Raw genomic sequence first — 15,874 nt, forward strand, 5'->3', positions numbered from 1 at the left:
AATTTTATCTTTTGAATTTGCTCAAGACAAATCTTCTTTCGCTGTAAACAATTATTGCCGTAAAGATGAGAAATAATAAATTTCCTATCCAAAAATTTGCATTAAATAATTTATAAGAAACGTAACTGAAGACCACCAAAAGAATCAGGCAAAGTGAAATATTCTTGATTCGATAAGGAATCGGATAATATTTTTGACCAAGAAAATAAGACAAAACCATCATCGTGAAATACGCAGCCAAAGTAGTCCACGCCGAAACCATAAACCCGAATTTTTTCAGTAAAACAAGGTTTAATATAATGGTAATCAACGCTCCAGCCCACGAAATTACAGTTCCGATTTTTGTCCTATCCGTTACTTTGTACCAAGTGGAAAGGTTGTAATAAATGCCGAAACACAAGTTGGCAATTACGATGATCGGAATAATATCAATTGCGGTCCAATAAGATTTATTAGGAATAAAAAGTGTTTTGAGCCACGAAATATTAGCAATTATTCCCATCGCGACAATCGATGCGAAAAATGTAAAATACTCGGTCACTTTCGCGTAAGTAATTTTGGCGTTTTCGTTTTGCATTTGTTTAAAGAAAAATGGCTCAATTCCCATGCGATAAGCAGTGACGAAAAGCGTCATCAAAACAGCAAGTTTGTAGCAACCGCCGTAAGCTCCGGCATCGCCCTCGTCGATGAAATAATATTGAATTGCTTTATCGAAATTTTCATTGACCATAAATGCAAATCCGGCAACCATAATTGGCCAAGAATAAGAAATCATTCGCACGAAAAGATCTTTTGCAAATTGAAATTTTACTTTAGAAATAATAGGGAAAAGCATAATAACGCCTAAAAGACTGCCCATTAAATTACTCCAAAACGGGTAAGAAACCTTCTCGGTCATTCCTAATTTTTTTGAAAATTCTGCCGGAATCCACATAAAAAGCAGAACTACAATGATGGTTTGTGCCAAAGATTGAAGCACGCGAATCAATGAATATTTTATCGGTTTGTTGTGGTAACGAAGCCACGCAAACGGAATTACACAAATGGTGTCGAAAAAGGCAATCCAAGCAAACCAACGGATGAATTCAGGGTTTTTGCTGTACCCCATCGCATCGGCAAGTGGTTGGTTAAAGAGTAAACACAATACCAGAAACAATGTAGAGGTTCCTGCTAGAAACCAAAACGAAGTGTTGAACGTTTTTTCTTTATTTTCCTCTTCCGACGAAAAACGAAAAAATGCAGTTTCGAAACCGAAAGTCAAAATAATATTTACAAACGAAATAATTGCATACAAATTGGTGAACTGTGCAAATTCGTCTTTGTTGATGTGATGAATGTACAGAGGATTCAGAATGAAGATAATGATCCTTGGCAAAATGGCGCCGATTCCGTAGATGATGGTTTCGTTCAGAAGCTTTTTCAAAACAGCGTTTATTTTCTGCAAATGTAATTAATTAGATTTGAGATTGAAAAATTTGGTTTTATGTATTAATTTTGTGAAAGTTCAATTCATAACTTTCAAATTCCCATTATAAATATTGCAAAACCATGAAAATCCTCATTAAAAATGCCAAAATTGTCAACGAAAATCAGATTATTGAAAGCGATTTGCTGATCGAAAACGATCTCATTTCAAGAATCGGAAAAAATATTTCTGATGAAAATGTTGATAATGTAATAGATGCGTCCGGAAAGTATCTTTTACCGGGAATCATTGATGATCAGGTGCATTTTCGTGAACCAGGATTAACGCACAAGGGCGATATTGAAAGCGAATCTAGAGCAGCAATTGCAGGCGGAGTTACGAGTTTTATCGAACAACCCAACACGGTTCCGAACGCCGTAACCCAGGAACTTTTGGAAGAAAAATATCAAATCGCAGCCGAGAAATCTTACGCCAATTATTCTTTTTCGATGGGCGGAACCAACGATAATTTGGAAGAAGTTCTTAATACAAATCCCAGAAATGTTGCCGCAATTAAACTTTTTTTAGGATCTTCTACAGGAAATATGCTGGTGGATAATCCCGACACTTTGGAAGAAATTTTCAGTAAGGTAAAAATGCCTATTTGTGTTCACTGTGAAGATGAAGCAACGATTCGTAAAAACACCGAAATCTACAAAGAACAATACGGCGAAGATATTCCAATGAAATTTCATCATTTGATAAGAAGCGAAGAAGCTTGTTACCTCTCAAGTTCAAAAGCAGTAGAACTGGCAAAAAAAACCGGAGCTAGACTTCATATTTATCACTTATCTACAGCGAAAGAAACTGATTTATTCAGAAATGATATCCCTTTAAAAGATAAAAAAATTACTGCGGAAGTTTGCGTTCATCATCTCACTTTTACCGATGCAGATTACGAAACGAAAGGAACTTTAATTAAATGGAATCCGGCGGTGAAAACTCAACATGACAAAGATGGACTTTGGGAAGCGTTGCTCGATGACCGAATTGATGTAATTGCCACCGATCACGCGCCGCATACTTGGGAAGAAAAACAAAATGTATACACGAAAGCGCCTTCCGGTGGACCTTTGGTGCAGCATTCTTTGCAATTGATGTTGGAGAATTTCCAAAACGGAAAAATTTCTTTAGAAAAATTGGTGGAGAAAATGTGTCACAATCCTGCAATTCTTTTTCAAATGGAAAAACGTGGTTTTATTCGCGAAGATTACAAAGCCGACCTTGTTTTGGTTGATTTGAATGAAACTTACACCGTTGCAAAAGAAAATCTGCTTTATAAATGTGGTTGGAGTCCGCTGGAAGGAACAACGTTCCACTCGAAAATTACCCACACTTTTGTCAATGGAAAATTAGCTTTCGAAAACGGAAAAGTTGACGAGCAGAAACATGGTGAAAGATTACTTTTTGATAGAAAAGAGTAATTGATTAGTATGCGAATCCTTCATTTCCCTTATTTTGAGCATAATAATTCGCAATTTAAGCTAAGAAATTTGTTTAAATTTACCAAAAAACCAAAGATATGAATCTTTATACCCAACCGATGCTCAAGGAAGGAGCGTTAAAAGATAAAGTAGCAATAGTGACCGGCGGCGGAAGCGGCCTCGGAAAGGCAATGACTAAATATTTTCTCCAACTCGGAGCAAAAGTCGTCATCACTTCCAGAAATCTTGAAAAACTGCAAACTACCGCTAAAGAATTGGAAGATGAAACCGGCGGAAAAATCCTTTGCGTAGCATGTGATGTGCGCAACTGGGACGAAGTGGAAGCAATGAAAGAGGCGGCGATAAAAGAATTTGGGCAAATTGATATTCTGCTGAATAATGCTGCGGGAAATTTTATTTCTCCAACCGAAAGATTGACGCACTCGGCATTTGACTCTGTTTTGGATATTGTTTTAAAAGGAACCAAAAACTGCACTCTTTCCATCGGGAAATATTGGATCGATCAGAAAATCCCCGGAACGGTTTTAAATATTGTCACGACTTATGCATGGACTGGTTCTGCTTATGTGGTTCCTTCCGCATGTGCAAAAGCAGGAGTTTTGGCAATGACCAGAAGTTTGGCTGTAGAATGGGCAAAATATGGTATTCGTTTTAATGCAATTGCTCCTGGACCATTTCCGACAAAAGGCGCGTGGGATAGATTATTACCGGGAGATCTCCAAGAAAAGTTCGATATGCGCAAAAAAGTTCCGTTAAGAAGAGTTGGGGAGCATCAGGAATTGGCCAACTTGGCGGCTTACCTCGTTTCCGATTATTCGGCGTATATGAATGGGGAAGTAGTTACCATTGATGGTGGCGAATGGCTTCAGGGAGCCGGCGAATTCAATATGCTCGAAGAAATCCCTCAGGAAATGTGGGATATGCTCGAATCCATGATTAAGGCGAAGAAATCGAGTTGATTTTTTTGATTATATCAGAAGTATTCAGTATCAAAAATTATTTGCTGAAAGTTAAATAGTGCATGAACCGCTGTGAATAATCGATTCACGGCGGTTCTTTTGTGTTGATATTTACTATTTCCATAAATAAGATTTTATTCAAATCCCTTTACTATCGATGAAATTATTATATTTAAACTTTTCGAGTTAAACATATTAAAACAATCACACTGCAATTAAAAATTTAAATGAAATTCTTAATTATTCTATTTTCGATCACTCTACTTTTCAAAAATCAGCCATCAAAAGTATTTATTTGTAAAGGTAAAAATAGCGAGAGGTATCACCTCAAAAAATCTTGTAGAGGCCTCAGCAATTGCTCAACCGACATCCACACAGTCACGATTGCGGAAGCAAGAGAGAAAGGGAGAACATTATGTAAATGGGAAGATTAGCAGACTGATTATTTAATGCATTTTGCCATAATTGGATAAATTTCAACCTAAACAAAAAAAACGCCCTGAAAATCAGAGCGTTAGTTATCAAAATGTAGACCCACAGGGATTCGAACCCCGACAGGCGGTACCAAAAACCGAAGTGCTACCGTTACACCATGGGTCTGTCCTTATTTTGGTGGTGCAAATCTAAAAAATATTTTCTTATCGAACAAAACTTTTTTGAAAATAATTTTAAAAAAAATTAATATTTCATTTTTCCAGTGGCTTTTATAAAATTTTATTTCCGTATTTTTGAACAAATAATTTTTACAAATGAGCAGTACTGACGATAAGAAAAAAGCACTCGCACTAGTGCTTGAAAAACTAGATAAAACCTACGGAAAAGGAACAGTAATGACTTTGGGAGATGCTTCTGTGGATAGCTCCATCGAAGTGATTCCTTCAGGTTCTTTGGGACTCGACCTTGCTTTAGGCGTGGGTGGTTATCCAAGAGGTAGGGTAATCGAAATCTACGGACCGGAATCTTCTGGTAAAACAACTTTAACCCTGCACGCTATTGCAGAAGCTCAAAAAACGGGAGGTATTGCTGCATTCATCGATGCGGAACACGCTTTCGATAGACATTATGCTGCGAAATTGGGAATCAATTTGGATGATTTGATCATTTCCCAACCCGATAATGGGGAACAAGCTTTGGAAATCGCGGATAATTTAATCCGTTCCGGCGCTGTGGATATCGTGGTAATCGATTCTGTGGCTGCGCTTACTCCTAAAGCTGAAATCGAAGGCGAAATGGGGGATTCCAAAATGGGATTGCACGCAAGATTGATGTCTCAAGCTTTAAGAAAATTAACAGCAACCATTTCTAAAACAAAATGTACCGTAATTTTCATTAACCAATTAAGAGAAAAAATTGGGGTAATGTTCGGAAATCCGGAAACTACAACCGGTGGAAATGCACTTAAATTCTATGCGTCGGTGAGAATTGATATTAGAAAAGCAAGTGCTCCAATCAAAACCGGTGACGAAGCTGTTGGTAGCCGAGTGAAGGTGAAAATCGTGAAAAACAAAGTAGCTCCGCCTTTTAAAATGGCTGAGTTCGACATCATGTATGGTGAAGGCGTATCAAAAGTTGGTGAAATTTTGGATATGGCCGTGGAAACGGGAGTAGTGAAGAAAAGTGGCTCTTGGTTCAGCTATGAAGAAACCAAACTCGGACAAGGTCGTGATGCCGTTCGTGATATGTTGAAAGACAATCCGGAACTTGCAGAAGAACTGGAAGCTAAGATTAAAGAAGCGCTATTGAATAAATAATAAACGCAAATTACTACAGAAGGCAGCCATCGGGTTGCCTTTTTTTATACCTTATTTTCTGAAAAAATGCCAAATTGTCATTTTCTTACGCATGGTATTTTTTTTGAAATTGTAGTTTAAATTTAAATCTAAAAAATTATGACTACAGGAAAAATTAATGTTTCGGTAGAGAATATTTTTCCGCTGATCAAGAAGTTTTTGTATAGTGATCACGAAATATTCCTGCGCGAACTAATATCCAACGCAACCGACGCTACTTTGAAATTGAAGCATTTAACCAATATCGGTGAAGCCAAAGTGGATTACGGAAACCCAAAAATTGAAGTGAAAATCGATAAAGAGAACAAGAAAATTCACATTATCGACCAAGGAATCGGGATGACGGCGGAAGAAGTTGAAAAATACATCAATCAGGTCGCGTTTTCCGGGGCGGAAGAATTTCTTGAAAAATATAAAGATAGCGCAAAAGATGCGGGAATTATCGGTCACTTTGGACTAGGTTTTTACTCAGCATTTATGGTCGCCGAAAAAGTGGAAATCCTTACCAAATCTTACAAAGACGAACCTGCCGTAAGATGGATTTGCGACGGAAGTCCTGAGTTTTCTCTCGAAGAAACTGCTGATAAAACCGAACGAGGAACGGAAATCATCCTTCATATTGCGGAAGATTCAACCGAGTTTTTAGAAGAAGCCAAAATCCGTGAATTGCTCTTAAAATACAACAAATTCATGCCGGTTCCTATTAAATTTGGGACCAAAACTGTAACCTTACCTTTACCGGAAAACGCAGCTGAAGATGCAAAACCCGAAACTCAGGAAGTTGATAATATCATCAACAATCCAGAGCCAGCATGGACAAAATCGCCATCCGAATTAAAAGATGAAGATTATCTGAACTTCTACCGCGAGTTGTATCCGATGCAGTTCGAGGATCCTTTGTTCCATATTCATCTGAATGTAGATTATCCGTTTAATTTGACCGGAGTTCTCTTCTTCCCAAAATTGGCGAACAATCTGAATATCGAAAAAGATAAAATCCAACTCTATCAAAACCAGGTTTTTGTAACCGATGAGGTAAAAGGAATTGTTCCCGATTTCTTGATGTTGCTTCGCGGAGTAATCGATTCGCCGGATATCCCGCTGAATGTTTCCCGGTCTTATCTTCAGGCGGATGGTGCGGTGAAGAAAATCTCTTCTTACATCACCAAAAAAGTGGCCGACAAAATGGCTTCTTTAATCAATGAAAACCGTGAAGATTTCGAGAAAAAATGGAACGACATCAAAATCGTTATCGAATACGGAATGATTTCTGAAGAGAAATTCTACGAAAAATCCGACAAGTTTGCGTTGTATCCAAATGTTGATGGAAAATATTTCCTTTGGAATGAACTTCAAGATAAAATTAAAGCCAACCAAACCGACAAAAACGGAAATTTGGTGATCTTGTATGCAACCAACGAACACGATCAGCACAGCTACATACAAGCGGCTCAGGATAAAGGTTATGAAGTGTTATTGCTCGATTCGCCGATTGTTCCGCATTTGATCCAGAAATTGGAATCTTCTAAAGAGAAAATCCAGTTTGCTCGCGTAGATGCCGATCACATCAATAATTTAATTAAAAAAGATGAGCCAATTATTTCTAAATTAAATGATACAGAAAAAGAGGCCTTGAAGAAAAGTATTGAAGAAGGAATTTCTGATACGAAATTTACCGTCCAACTCGAAGATTTGGAAAGTACCGATGCGCCTTTTGTGATCACTCAGCCGGAATTTATGCGAAGAATGAAAGATATGCAAGCGACCGGTGGTGGCGGAATGTTCGCGATGGGTGGTTTCCCGGAAATGTACAATTTGGTGGTAAATACCAACAGCGATTTGGCCGAAAAAATCTTAAAAATTGAAAATTCTGAAGACAAAACTGCGCAAATCAAACATGCATTGGATTTGGCAAAATTGTCTCAAAACCTTTTGAAAGGAAAAGAATTGACCGATTTTATCCAAAGAAGTTATCAGGATTTAGCGAAGTAATTAATCAATGATCACTTAATCATTGTAAACGGCGGAATTGATAGTTCCGCCGTTTTTTTATAGTTCTTCCAAAGGATTCCAAAATAAATTCTTGAAATCCAGAATCTTATTTCCTTGTACGTTTATGACTTCTTTGTTTAATTTTTTAGTAAACTTCTCAAGACAACTTGCAGTGATATGCCCGGAAGAATTACAAACCCGATGCGCCGGAAAATCTTCAGCATAATTCCTCAGTGCATTTCCCACATGTCGGGAATGGTTGGGAAAACCAACTGCTTTAGCAATGGCTCCATAACTCGTAACTCGACCTTCGGGAATAAGTCGGATGATTTCAAAAACCTGTTGGGTAAACAAAGAATCCATGATTTTTAATTAAAAATAGTTGTTGGGCAACAGCAAACTTCCATCGCCATAACTCAGAAAACGGAAATCGTTTTCCAAAGCGTATTGATAAATATTTTTCCATTGATCCCCAATTAATGCAGAAACCAAAAGCAAAAGGGTAGATTGCGGTTGATGAAAATTGGTGACTAAACCTTTTACCATTTTAAAAGAATATCCCGGAGCGATAATAATCTCAGTTTCGATGGAAAGATGGTCTTGCTGGGTGTTTTTAATCCATTTCAATAGGGCATCAATCGCTTCTTCGGCACTGCAATTTGCTTCTGTTTCGTAGGGTTGCCATTGGGTGATTTTTAAAGCTTCGTAGCTGATTTCCGGATTTTGTACAATTTTATTGCCCATCCAATAAATGCTTTCCAAAGTTCGGGTAGAAGTCGTTCCTACCGTGATAATTGGTTGATGAATTTTTGCCGCTAAATCTTCCAAAAAAGCGGTCGTGATATTGAGATATTCCGAATGCATCACATGATCCTCCATCACTTCGGATTTCACGGGTTTAAAGGTTCCCGCACCTACGTGAAGGGTAGTAAAAAGTGATGAAATGCCTTTTTTCTTTAAATCAACCAAAACATCTCGGCTAAAATGAAGTCCCGCAGTAGGAGCCGCAACCGAACCTTCGTTTTCGGAATAAACGGTTTGGTAGGAATCTTCATCTACTTTCTCGGCAATTCTTTTGATATAAGGCGGAAGTGGTGTAACGCCGGCTGCATCCATAATTTTTCCAAAAGGAATTTCTGATGGCGACCAGGTGAAAGTCACAATATAGGCGTCTTCCAATTTTCCGGTGATTTCGGCGGAAAGTTCAACAGAAAGTCCTTCTACGTTTATGGTTTTCGTGAGCTGATGTTCTCTCCATTTGGACGCTTTTCCGATAAAGCAAATCCAGGTAACGGAATTTTTCTCGGTGAAATGTTGTTCGTAATCAATGGCTTCACCGTAAGGTTCCAAGCAGAAAACTTCAATGGTGGCGCCATTTTCGTTTTGGAAAAAGATGCGCGATTTCACCACTTTGGTATCGTTGAAAACCAATACCGCATTTTCAGGCAAATATTCACTGATATTTCGATACGTGTTTTCGGAGATTTTATTGTTTTGATAAACTAATAATTTGGATTGATCACGTGGATTTACCGGATTGTATGCTATTTTTTCGGCAGGTAAATCATAGGTAAAATCTTCAATTCTTAAATGTTTCGGATGCATGCTGCAAATTTCTGAAATTCTTTATCTTTTTCAATTATAAATTAAGAAAAGATGATGTCATTTTTTTATTTGCAAAAATCAATAGTAGTCCTATTTATTTCGATTAAAAGGGTTTTGTAAAAGAAGATTTAACAAAAAAACCGCCTTTTGTTAGGCGGTTTTGATGAGTTTATTTTCCTTTCAGGCATTTATCGAGAAATTGCTCTTGTTCCCATAAGGTGTGTAGAATGCTTTCTTTTGCAGCATATCCATGAGATTCTTTCGGGAGTAAAACCATGCGAACGGGTGCTCCTAAATTTTTAAGTGCTTGAAAATAACGTTCGGTTTGCAAGGTGAAAGTTCCCGGATTGTTATCCGCATCTCCATGAATCAACAGTAAAGGTTTTTTCATTTGATCGGCGTGCATAAAAGGAGACATCGTATTATATACTTCCGGCACCTCCCAATAATTGCGCTGCTCTGACTGAAAACCAAATGGAGTCAAAGTTCTATTATAAGCACCGCTTCGTGCTACTCCACAGGTAAAATCATCACCATGAGTTAACAGATTAGCGGTCATAAATGCACCATATGAATGACCTCCTACCGCAACTTTTTTCCGATCGATATATCCTAGTTGATCTACTGCATCGATCGCTGCTTTTCCGTTGGCGAGGAGTTGAGGAATAAAAGTGTCGTTTGGCTCAGCTTTTCCTTCACCGATGATTGGGAAGGCTGCATCATCTAAGACCGCATATCCCTTAGTTACCCAATATATGAACGATCCATAACTTGGAAATGTAAAATCATTGGGATTTTGGGTATTCATTCCAGCCGTATTTTTGTCTTTAAACTCTGTTGGATAAGCCCAAATAAGTAAAGGTAATTTTTCTTTTTTGCTTTTTCTATCGTAGCCGGCAGGTAAATATAAAGTTCCGGTGAGATCTACGCCGTCATTTCTTTTGTATTTGATTACTTCTTTATAGACTTTTCCCAAGCTAGCAAAAGGATTTTCGAAGTTGGTTAATGCTTCAATCCTTCCGGTTTTAATATTTTTTTTATAGGAGTTGGGGTATTGGGTTGCGGATTCTTGGCGGACCAAAATTTCACCTTTTTCAATATCCATAATATCGATGATGCTTTCTTTCACTCCGCTTACTTGTGCGGTGTACAATCTTTTCTTTGCTAATGATTTTAAATCGTGCTCATCAATAAAAGGTTTTTGTCCATCTTTCGTGAAGCCCTCTCCGATGAGGTATGCTTTGTCCTTCTTTACATTGATTACATTTCTTCCATATTCATTTTTGGTTTCAAAAAATTGCCCAGGATCATTATACACATCCTGAAAATTCCGATCTTCTATCATTCTTGAATTTCCAGTATTCAAATCTAAAAGAAATGATTTTGTATTTCTGGAATCATACCAGCTTTCGGAAATAACCGCGTAATTGGAATTAGACCATTCTGTCCCTGAATAACGCTGTTTTGTCCTGAAAAGGCTTTTCGCAGCAGTGGTAAATGGAGCTTCCCATGTGAAAATTTCGTCTCTGTACTCCGCGGTTTTATTTTGATCTCCTCCGTCCAATGCTTCTGCGTAAACCAAAGTTGCCGGCTGATCATCGCGCCATGTCATGTTTCTTTTTCCGGTTCGAACAGAAGAAAAACCTTTAGGCATAATTTCAGTTAATGGTACCTCGTTCACTGTTTTTACCGACTTACCAGCTTGGTCGTAAATGGTAGTGGTCATTGGAAATCGACTAAGCGGAACTATGTAAGAAAAAGGTTTCTTGATGGTGGTAAGCATTAAATATTTACCGTCCGGCGAGAAACTCATTCCTGCATAGAGATCTGCAGTTTTTTCCTCGGTTATGTCTCCATTGAGATTAACTTTTTTCAGATCGGCTTTAGTCAAAGTTTCAAAATTAATTTCATCCTGCGGATTTTTTAGCAAATCTTGATAGGTTCTGTTTTGGGATACTTTACCATCAGACGTAGAAACGATTGGACCTGTAGGTAGATCTTTGCTGGAATCGATTAACTTAGGTTTGTCTTGAGGAATTGTTTTGACCAACATATTCTTGGAGTCTTTGTACCAAAGGTAAGGCATGCCGAGATTGGCATTAAGTTGGTCAGCGACGAGTCGAGTAGCTGTTGCGTTAGCTAAATCAATCACCCAAAGTTCTACACCTTTGTCGGTAGTATTAGTAAATGCCAATTTCTTCTCGTCTGGTGATAGAGTGGTATAGGCGATTTTAGCTACTTTCGGCAACCCTTTCACCGTTGTTTCCTCTTTATCTTTTACCTTTTTTATTTTCAGGTTGGTGATGTAGGTTAGTGAGCTTGAAATATTGGTTACAGGATTGATTCGCAAACCGCCCAACCTCATTTCTTGTTGGTTCAGTTCATCTAAAGATTTATAGGTATCTCGGTAAGAGAAAATCATCCATTCTCGTTTGCTGTCCATAGATACCGAAGGTGGTCTTTGGTAATCTGCTAATTTCAGAATCTCTGCAGAAGGTTGTTGGTAGCTTAAATTTTCTTGGCCGTTGATCCATCCTATCATTGCCAAAAATACCACTGTAATAGTTTTTTTCATTTAATATCAGCTTTAATTACGAAAATAAGAAAATTTAACGAAGAAATACCTTGGAAATATAAAATTCATTGAACTTATCTGGAGCTTTATGGAAAAGCTGCCCGCAGCTTTCGAGTCATTAATACTTTCTTAGTCTCCCTATCTCAATTCTATAGGATTTCGAACAATTGAGCCGATTAGAAAGGATAATCGGCTCATTATTTTTAGTATATTTGAGCCGAATATTAATCGCAATCGGCTCATGAACTATATTTGGCAATTAGAAAACTTTCCGGATTTCTCGTACAGCACCGAGAAACTACTTCCTGGTATTCAGAATTTTGCTTTAGAATTGGGAGAGACCAATGGTATTTTGCAAGGTTTTTCTGAAGAAACAAAACGGGATGTTTTTACAGAATTATTGCTTTCAGAAGCATTGAAAACTTCTGAAATCGAAGGTGAATATTTTAGTAGGGAGGAGGTAATGTCATCTTTAAAACTCAATTTAGGATATAAAGATTTCCATAAAACCACAAAAAATAAAAAAGCGAATGCTATTGCGGTATTAATGATTGAAGTCCAGAAAAGTTATAACAAAACATTGGACGAAAATCTATTATTAGATTGGCATAAAATATTAATGGAATACGAAGAATCCATTAACCACGGTCAGTTTAGAAAAGGGAAAGAACCAATGCAAGTGGTTTCTGGGAGCTTCGGAAATTTCACCGTTCATTACGAAGCACCTCCTGCTAAAGATTTACCGGTGCTGATTCCGGAATTTATTGGTTGGTATAAAAGCTTTACTAAACCAAATTTAGGGAAAGTTGGAGAGGCGATGTTATTGGCGGCAATTGCTCATTTATATTTCGAAACATTGCATCCTTTCGAAGATGGAAACGGACGTATCGGACGCGCCTTAGCCGAAAAAGCGTTAGCTGAAAAATTGGAAGTACCCATTTTTGTAGGTCTTTCAAAAGCAATTGAGAAAGACAAATCAAGGTATTATAATGAATTGAAAAAGGCACAGAGAAACTTGCAGATTACAGACTGGGTGCATTATTTCTTTGATATTTTGAATGCTGCGCTTATTAATTCTAAAAACGTAGTGACTTTTACACTAAAAAAAGTCCGGTTTTTTGACAGTTTTCAGGATCAGCTTAATGAAAGGCAATTAAAAGCCATCAATAAAATGATGGAGCAGGGAGAAGAGGGATTCGAAGGTGGCATGACTGCCAAAAAATACATCTCCATCACTAAAACCTCAAAAGCTACAGCAACAAGAGATTTACAGCAACTCGCAGAAATGAACGCCTTTATTAAAGTAGGAGCCGGCCGTTCCGTTTCGTACGAGTTGAACATGTACTAAAACTCAAACTTCTTTCTACCACACTTAACATTATTCTATCACCCCCAATCACATAAAAAACTCTCACAAGCAAATGCGAGAGTTTATTTTTCGTGAAAGAAAATAGAATTAAGAATTTTCTAAAATATAAGTAAACATCAGCGGTGCGCAAATGGTGGCATCACTTTCAACAATGTATTTTGGTGTATCCACATCGAGTTTCCCCCAAGTGATTTTCTCGTTCGGAACTGCTCCGGAATAAGATCCGTAAGAAGTTGTAGAATCTGAAATCTGGCAGAAATAAGCCCAGAAAGGGACATCTTCCCATTCCAAATCCTGATACATCATCGGTACTACGCAAATTGGGAAATCTCCAGCAATTCCTCCTCCGATTTGGAAGAAACCAACGCCTTTTCCACCGGAATTTGCACGATACCATTCTGTTAAATAAATCATATACTCAATTCCAGATTTTACGGTATGAACATTCAGTTTTCCTTTGATGACGTTTGACGTAAAAATATTTCCTGTGGTAGAATCTTCCCAACCTGGACAAACAATCGGAAGGTTTTTCTCGGCTGCAGCGACAATCCATGAATCTTTTGGATCGATTTCATAATATTGCTCCAAAACACCGGAATTCACTACTTGATACAAAAATTCATGCGGGAAATAACGCTCTCCTTTTTCTTCTGCTGCATGCCAAACATCTTCCAAATGCTTTTGTAGACGACGAAATGCTTCCTCTTCAGGAATACAAGTATCGGTCACACGATTGAAGTGTTGATCTAGCAAATCTCTTTCATGCTCAGGCGTCAAATCTCTATAATTAGGTACTCTTTTGTAGTGTGAATGAGCAACCAAGTTCATTACATCTTCTTCAAGGTTAGCTCCTGTACACGAAATAATCGCTACTTTGTCCTGACGGATCATCTCCGCCAAAATCTTTCCTAATTCCGCTGTTGACATCGCTCCGGCTAAGGTAATCATCATTTTACCGCCGTCTTTCAGGTGCGCAACATAGCCTTTCGAAGCATCCACCAATGCTGCTGCATTGAAATGGAGATAATATTTTTCTAGAAATTCTGTGATCGGTTTATTCATTTCTCTAATTGTTTTTGCAAAGATAATATTTTAGGTTGGAATCGAAATCCCGTACGTTTAAAAGCTTATTATTCCAAAGAAAAAAGTACAGCCCATCATGAGCCGTACTTTCATTTTTATATAAAGAAATTATTTTTAGTTCTGCCAATTTTCAACCTTCAAGACTTCAATTCTACGCTCTCCGTCTCGGAAAGGCCATTCAATGACATCACCAACCTTGTATCCTACCGTTGCCAAAGCCATATCCGATAAAATCGAGTGCTTGTTTTTCTTCGGTTTCGCTTCTGAAACACCTACAAAAATATATTCTTCTTCCTTGTTTTGGCTATGGTCTTTGATGGTCACTTTTCGGTTCACCGTCACTACGTCTTCCGGTAAAACCCTTCTTCGCACTTGTAGCGCATTTCGCAGTTCGGAAGCCAATCTTACTTCTTCATTGTGACTTACTTTTTTTCTTCTTAAATGATCTTTTATTGCGTCGTAAATTCCTGTTGTTAAAATGATTTGATCGGACATTAATCTTATATTTTTTAAAATGAATTAAATATGCTTCCAAGTTCGGTTCAACGCAATTAGGCAAAACGTCAATGGATATTTTGTCTGCCGAAAGCACATCTCGAAATGATTATTAAAAAACGATGGGTTCCCCGTCTTGAACCTGACAGGGATTAATGGATAAAGTCCTTGGAACTTTTCAGAAATGAATCGGTATGAAGATACATCAATGACTGCAAAAGTCCTGATAGACGACCAAAGTCGGATAAAAAGAGCATTAAAGCCATGATGATTGAAGATTTTCACGAAGATAAAAATTAACTTCCTGAAAAGCAAATATTTAACATCGATTAACAAATGGAGAAAGAACCAAGAATCTGAAATCTTGCATCTCGAATCTTTTACCCCCTTTTGAATAACTAAAAAAAGAAAAAACTTTTGATCCTTTTGTGGTTGAAAAAGAGTTAGAAGGTTAAGAGGTTATAAGGTTAAAATGTTTTCGAATGAAGAGTCAGGAGCCAAAAATCTGAATATCATTACTTGAATCTGACGTTCACCTTTTTCGTCCTTTGGAATAGCTTAAAAAAGAAAAAACTTTTGATCCTTTTGTGGTTGAAAAAGAGTTAGAAGGTTAAGAGGTTATAAGGTTAAAATGTTTTCGAATGAAGAGTCAGGAGCCAAAAATCTGAATATCATTACTTGAATCTGACGTTCACCTTTTTCGTCCTTTGGAATAGCTTAAAAAAGAAAAAACTTTTGATCCTTTTGTGGTTGAAAAAGAGTTAGAAGGTTAAGAGGTTATAAGGTTAAAATGTTTTCGAATGAAGAGTCAGGAGCCAAAAATCTGAATATCATTACTTGAATCTGACGTTCACCTTTTTCGTCCTTTGGAATAGCTTAAAAAAGAAAAAACTTTTGATCCTTTTGTGGTTGAAAAAGAGTTAGAAGGTTAAGAGGTTATAAGGTTAAAATGTTTTCGAATGAAGAGTCAGGAGCCAAAAATCTGAATATCATTACTTGAATCTGACGTTCACCTTTTTCGTCCTTTGGAATAGCTTAAAAAAGAAAAAACTTTTGATCCTTTTGCGGTGAAAAAAATGGCTTTATAATCAAGAGC

General features: G+C 37.5%; 11 protein-coding genes and 1 tRNA gene. 5 read left to right on the plus strand and 7 right to left on the minus strand.

Annotated features, from left to right (window positions below; translation table 11 throughout):
- Positions 1-4: 4 nt before the first annotated feature.
- Positions 5-1,423 carry an oligosaccharide flippase family protein gene (locus H0S70_RS12445; protein WP_188322247.1) on the minus strand — a complete coding sequence of 473 codons (1,419 nt, stop codon included), beginning with the start codon at positions 1,421-1,423 and terminating at the stop codon, positions 5-7.
- 125 nt (positions 1,424-1,548) lie between these two features.
- Between H0S70_RS12445 and H0S70_RS12450 the strand changes: the two genes are divergently transcribed.
- Together H0S70_RS12450 and H0S70_RS12455 are read left to right on the plus strand one after the other, a co-directional pair.
- Positions 1,549-2,889, plus strand: coding sequence for a dihydroorotase (locus tag H0S70_RS12450; protein ID WP_188321023.1), 1,341 nt, complete (start codon positions 1,549-1,551; stop codon positions 2,887-2,889).
- A gap of 98 nt (positions 2,890-2,987) precedes the next feature.
- Positions 2,988-3,869, plus strand: a complete 882-nt coding sequence (locus tag H0S70_RS12455) for an SDR family oxidoreductase (protein WP_188321024.1) — start codon at positions 2,988-2,990, stop codon at positions 3,867-3,869.
- A 529-nt stretch (positions 3,870-4,398) separates the two neighbouring features.
- Here the strand turns inward: H0S70_RS12455 and H0S70_RS12460 are convergent.
- Positions 4,399-4,469 (minus strand) — tRNA-Gln (locus tag H0S70_RS12460).
- 149 nt (positions 4,470-4,618) lie between these two features.
- Between H0S70_RS12460 and recA the strand changes: the two genes are divergently transcribed.
- On the plus strand, positions 4,619-5,620 hold the full coding sequence (recA, locus tag H0S70_RS12465) for a recombinase RecA (RefSeq protein WP_055042342.1): 1,002 nt from the start codon (positions 4,619-4,621) through the stop codon (positions 5,618-5,620).
- 138 nt (positions 5,621-5,758) lie between these two features.
- Positions 5,759-7,651: a molecular chaperone HtpG gene (htpG, locus tag H0S70_RS12470; protein ID WP_188321025.1), complete on the plus strand. Its 1,893-nt coding sequence runs from the start codon at positions 5,759-5,761 to the stop codon at positions 7,649-7,651.
- Between the two features lie 57 nt (positions 7,652-7,708).
- Here the strand turns inward: htpG and H0S70_RS12475 are convergent, their stop codons facing one another.
- The 3 genes from H0S70_RS12475 to H0S70_RS12485 all read right to left on the minus strand — a co-directional run bounded on the left by H0S70_RS12475 (position 7,709) and on the right by H0S70_RS12485 (position 11,831).
- Entirely contained in the window at positions 7,709-8,014 is a 306-nt protein-coding gene (locus H0S70_RS12475; protein WP_188321026.1) for an MGMT family protein, read from the minus strand.
- Positions 8,015-8,023: 9 nt separating this feature from the next.
- Positions 8,024-9,256, minus strand: coding sequence for an S-adenosylmethionine:tRNA ribosyltransferase-isomerase (locus tag H0S70_RS12480; RefSeq protein ID WP_188321027.1), 1,233 nt, complete (start codon positions 9,254-9,256; stop codon positions 8,024-8,026).
- Between the two features lie 169 nt (positions 9,257-9,425).
- Positions 9,426-11,831, minus strand: coding sequence for an alpha/beta hydrolase family protein (locus tag H0S70_RS12485; protein WP_188321028.1), 2,406 nt, complete (start codon positions 11,829-11,831; stop codon positions 9,426-9,428).
- 241 nt (positions 11,832-12,072) lie between these two features.
- On the opposite strand from H0S70_RS12485, the gene H0S70_RS12490 reads away from it, so the two are divergent.
- Positions 12,073-13,179 (plus strand): Fic family protein, encoded by a 1,107-nt coding sequence (locus tag H0S70_RS12490; RefSeq protein WP_188321029.1) that lies wholly within the window; start codon positions 12,073-12,075, stop codon positions 13,177-13,179.
- 108 nt (positions 13,180-13,287) lie between these two features.
- On the opposite strand, the gene H0S70_RS12495 is transcribed toward H0S70_RS12490, so the two are convergent.
- Complete coding sequence (locus tag H0S70_RS12495) at positions 13,288-14,262, minus strand: deoxyhypusine synthase family protein (RefSeq protein WP_188321030.1); 975 nt, start codon at positions 14,260-14,262, stop codon at positions 13,288-13,290.
- 135 nt (positions 14,263-14,397) lie between these two features.
- Complete coding sequence (locus H0S70_RS12500; RefSeq protein ID WP_188321031.1) at positions 14,398-14,778, minus strand: GreA/GreB family elongation factor; 381 nt, start codon at positions 14,776-14,778, stop codon at positions 14,398-14,400.
- Between the last annotated feature and the right edge of the window lie 1,096 nt (positions 14,779-15,874).

It is taken from the genome of Chryseobacterium manosquense (assembly GCF_014623485.1).
GTDB lineage: Bacteria > Bacteroidota > Bacteroidia > Flavobacteriales > Weeksellaceae > Kaistella > Kaistella haifensis.

Bases quoted from the DNA above. Each gene is read 5' to 3' on its own strand.
- H0S70_RS12450 (WP_188321023.1), top strand. From the start codon at position 1,549: ATGAAAATCCTCATTAAAAATGCCAAAATTGTCAACGAAAATCAGATT.
- H0S70_RS12455 (WP_188321024.1), top strand. From the start codon at position 2,988: ATGAATCTTTATACCCAACCGATGCTCAAGGAAGGAGCGTTAAAAGAT.
- recA (WP_055042342.1), top strand. From the start codon at position 4,619: ATGAGCAGTACTGACGATAAGAAAAAAGCACTCGCACTAGTGCTTGAA.
- htpG (WP_188321025.1), top strand. From the start codon at position 5,759: ATGACTACAGGAAAAATTAATGTTTCGGTAGAGAATATTTTTCCGCTG.
- H0S70_RS12475 (WP_188321026.1), bottom strand. From the start codon at position 8,014: ATGGATTCTTTGTTTACCCAACAGGTTTTTGAAATCATCCGACTTATT.
- H0S70_RS12480 (WP_188321027.1), bottom strand. From the start codon at position 9,256: ATGCATCCGAAACATTTAAGAATTGAAGATTTTACCTATGATTTACCT.
- H0S70_RS12485 (WP_188321028.1), bottom strand. From the start codon at position 11,831: ATGAAAAAAACTATTACAGTGGTATTTTTGGCAATGATAGGATGGATC.
- H0S70_RS12490 (WP_188321029.1), top strand. From the start codon at position 12,073: ATGAACTATATTTGGCAATTAGAAAACTTTCCGGATTTCTCGTACAGC.
- H0S70_RS12495 (WP_188321030.1), bottom strand. From the start codon at position 14,262: ATGAATAAACCGATCACAGAATTTCTAGAAAAATATTATCTCCATTTC.
- H0S70_RS12500 (WP_188321031.1), bottom strand. From the start codon at position 14,778: ATGTCCGATCAAATCATTTTAACAACAGGAATTTACGACGCAATAAAA.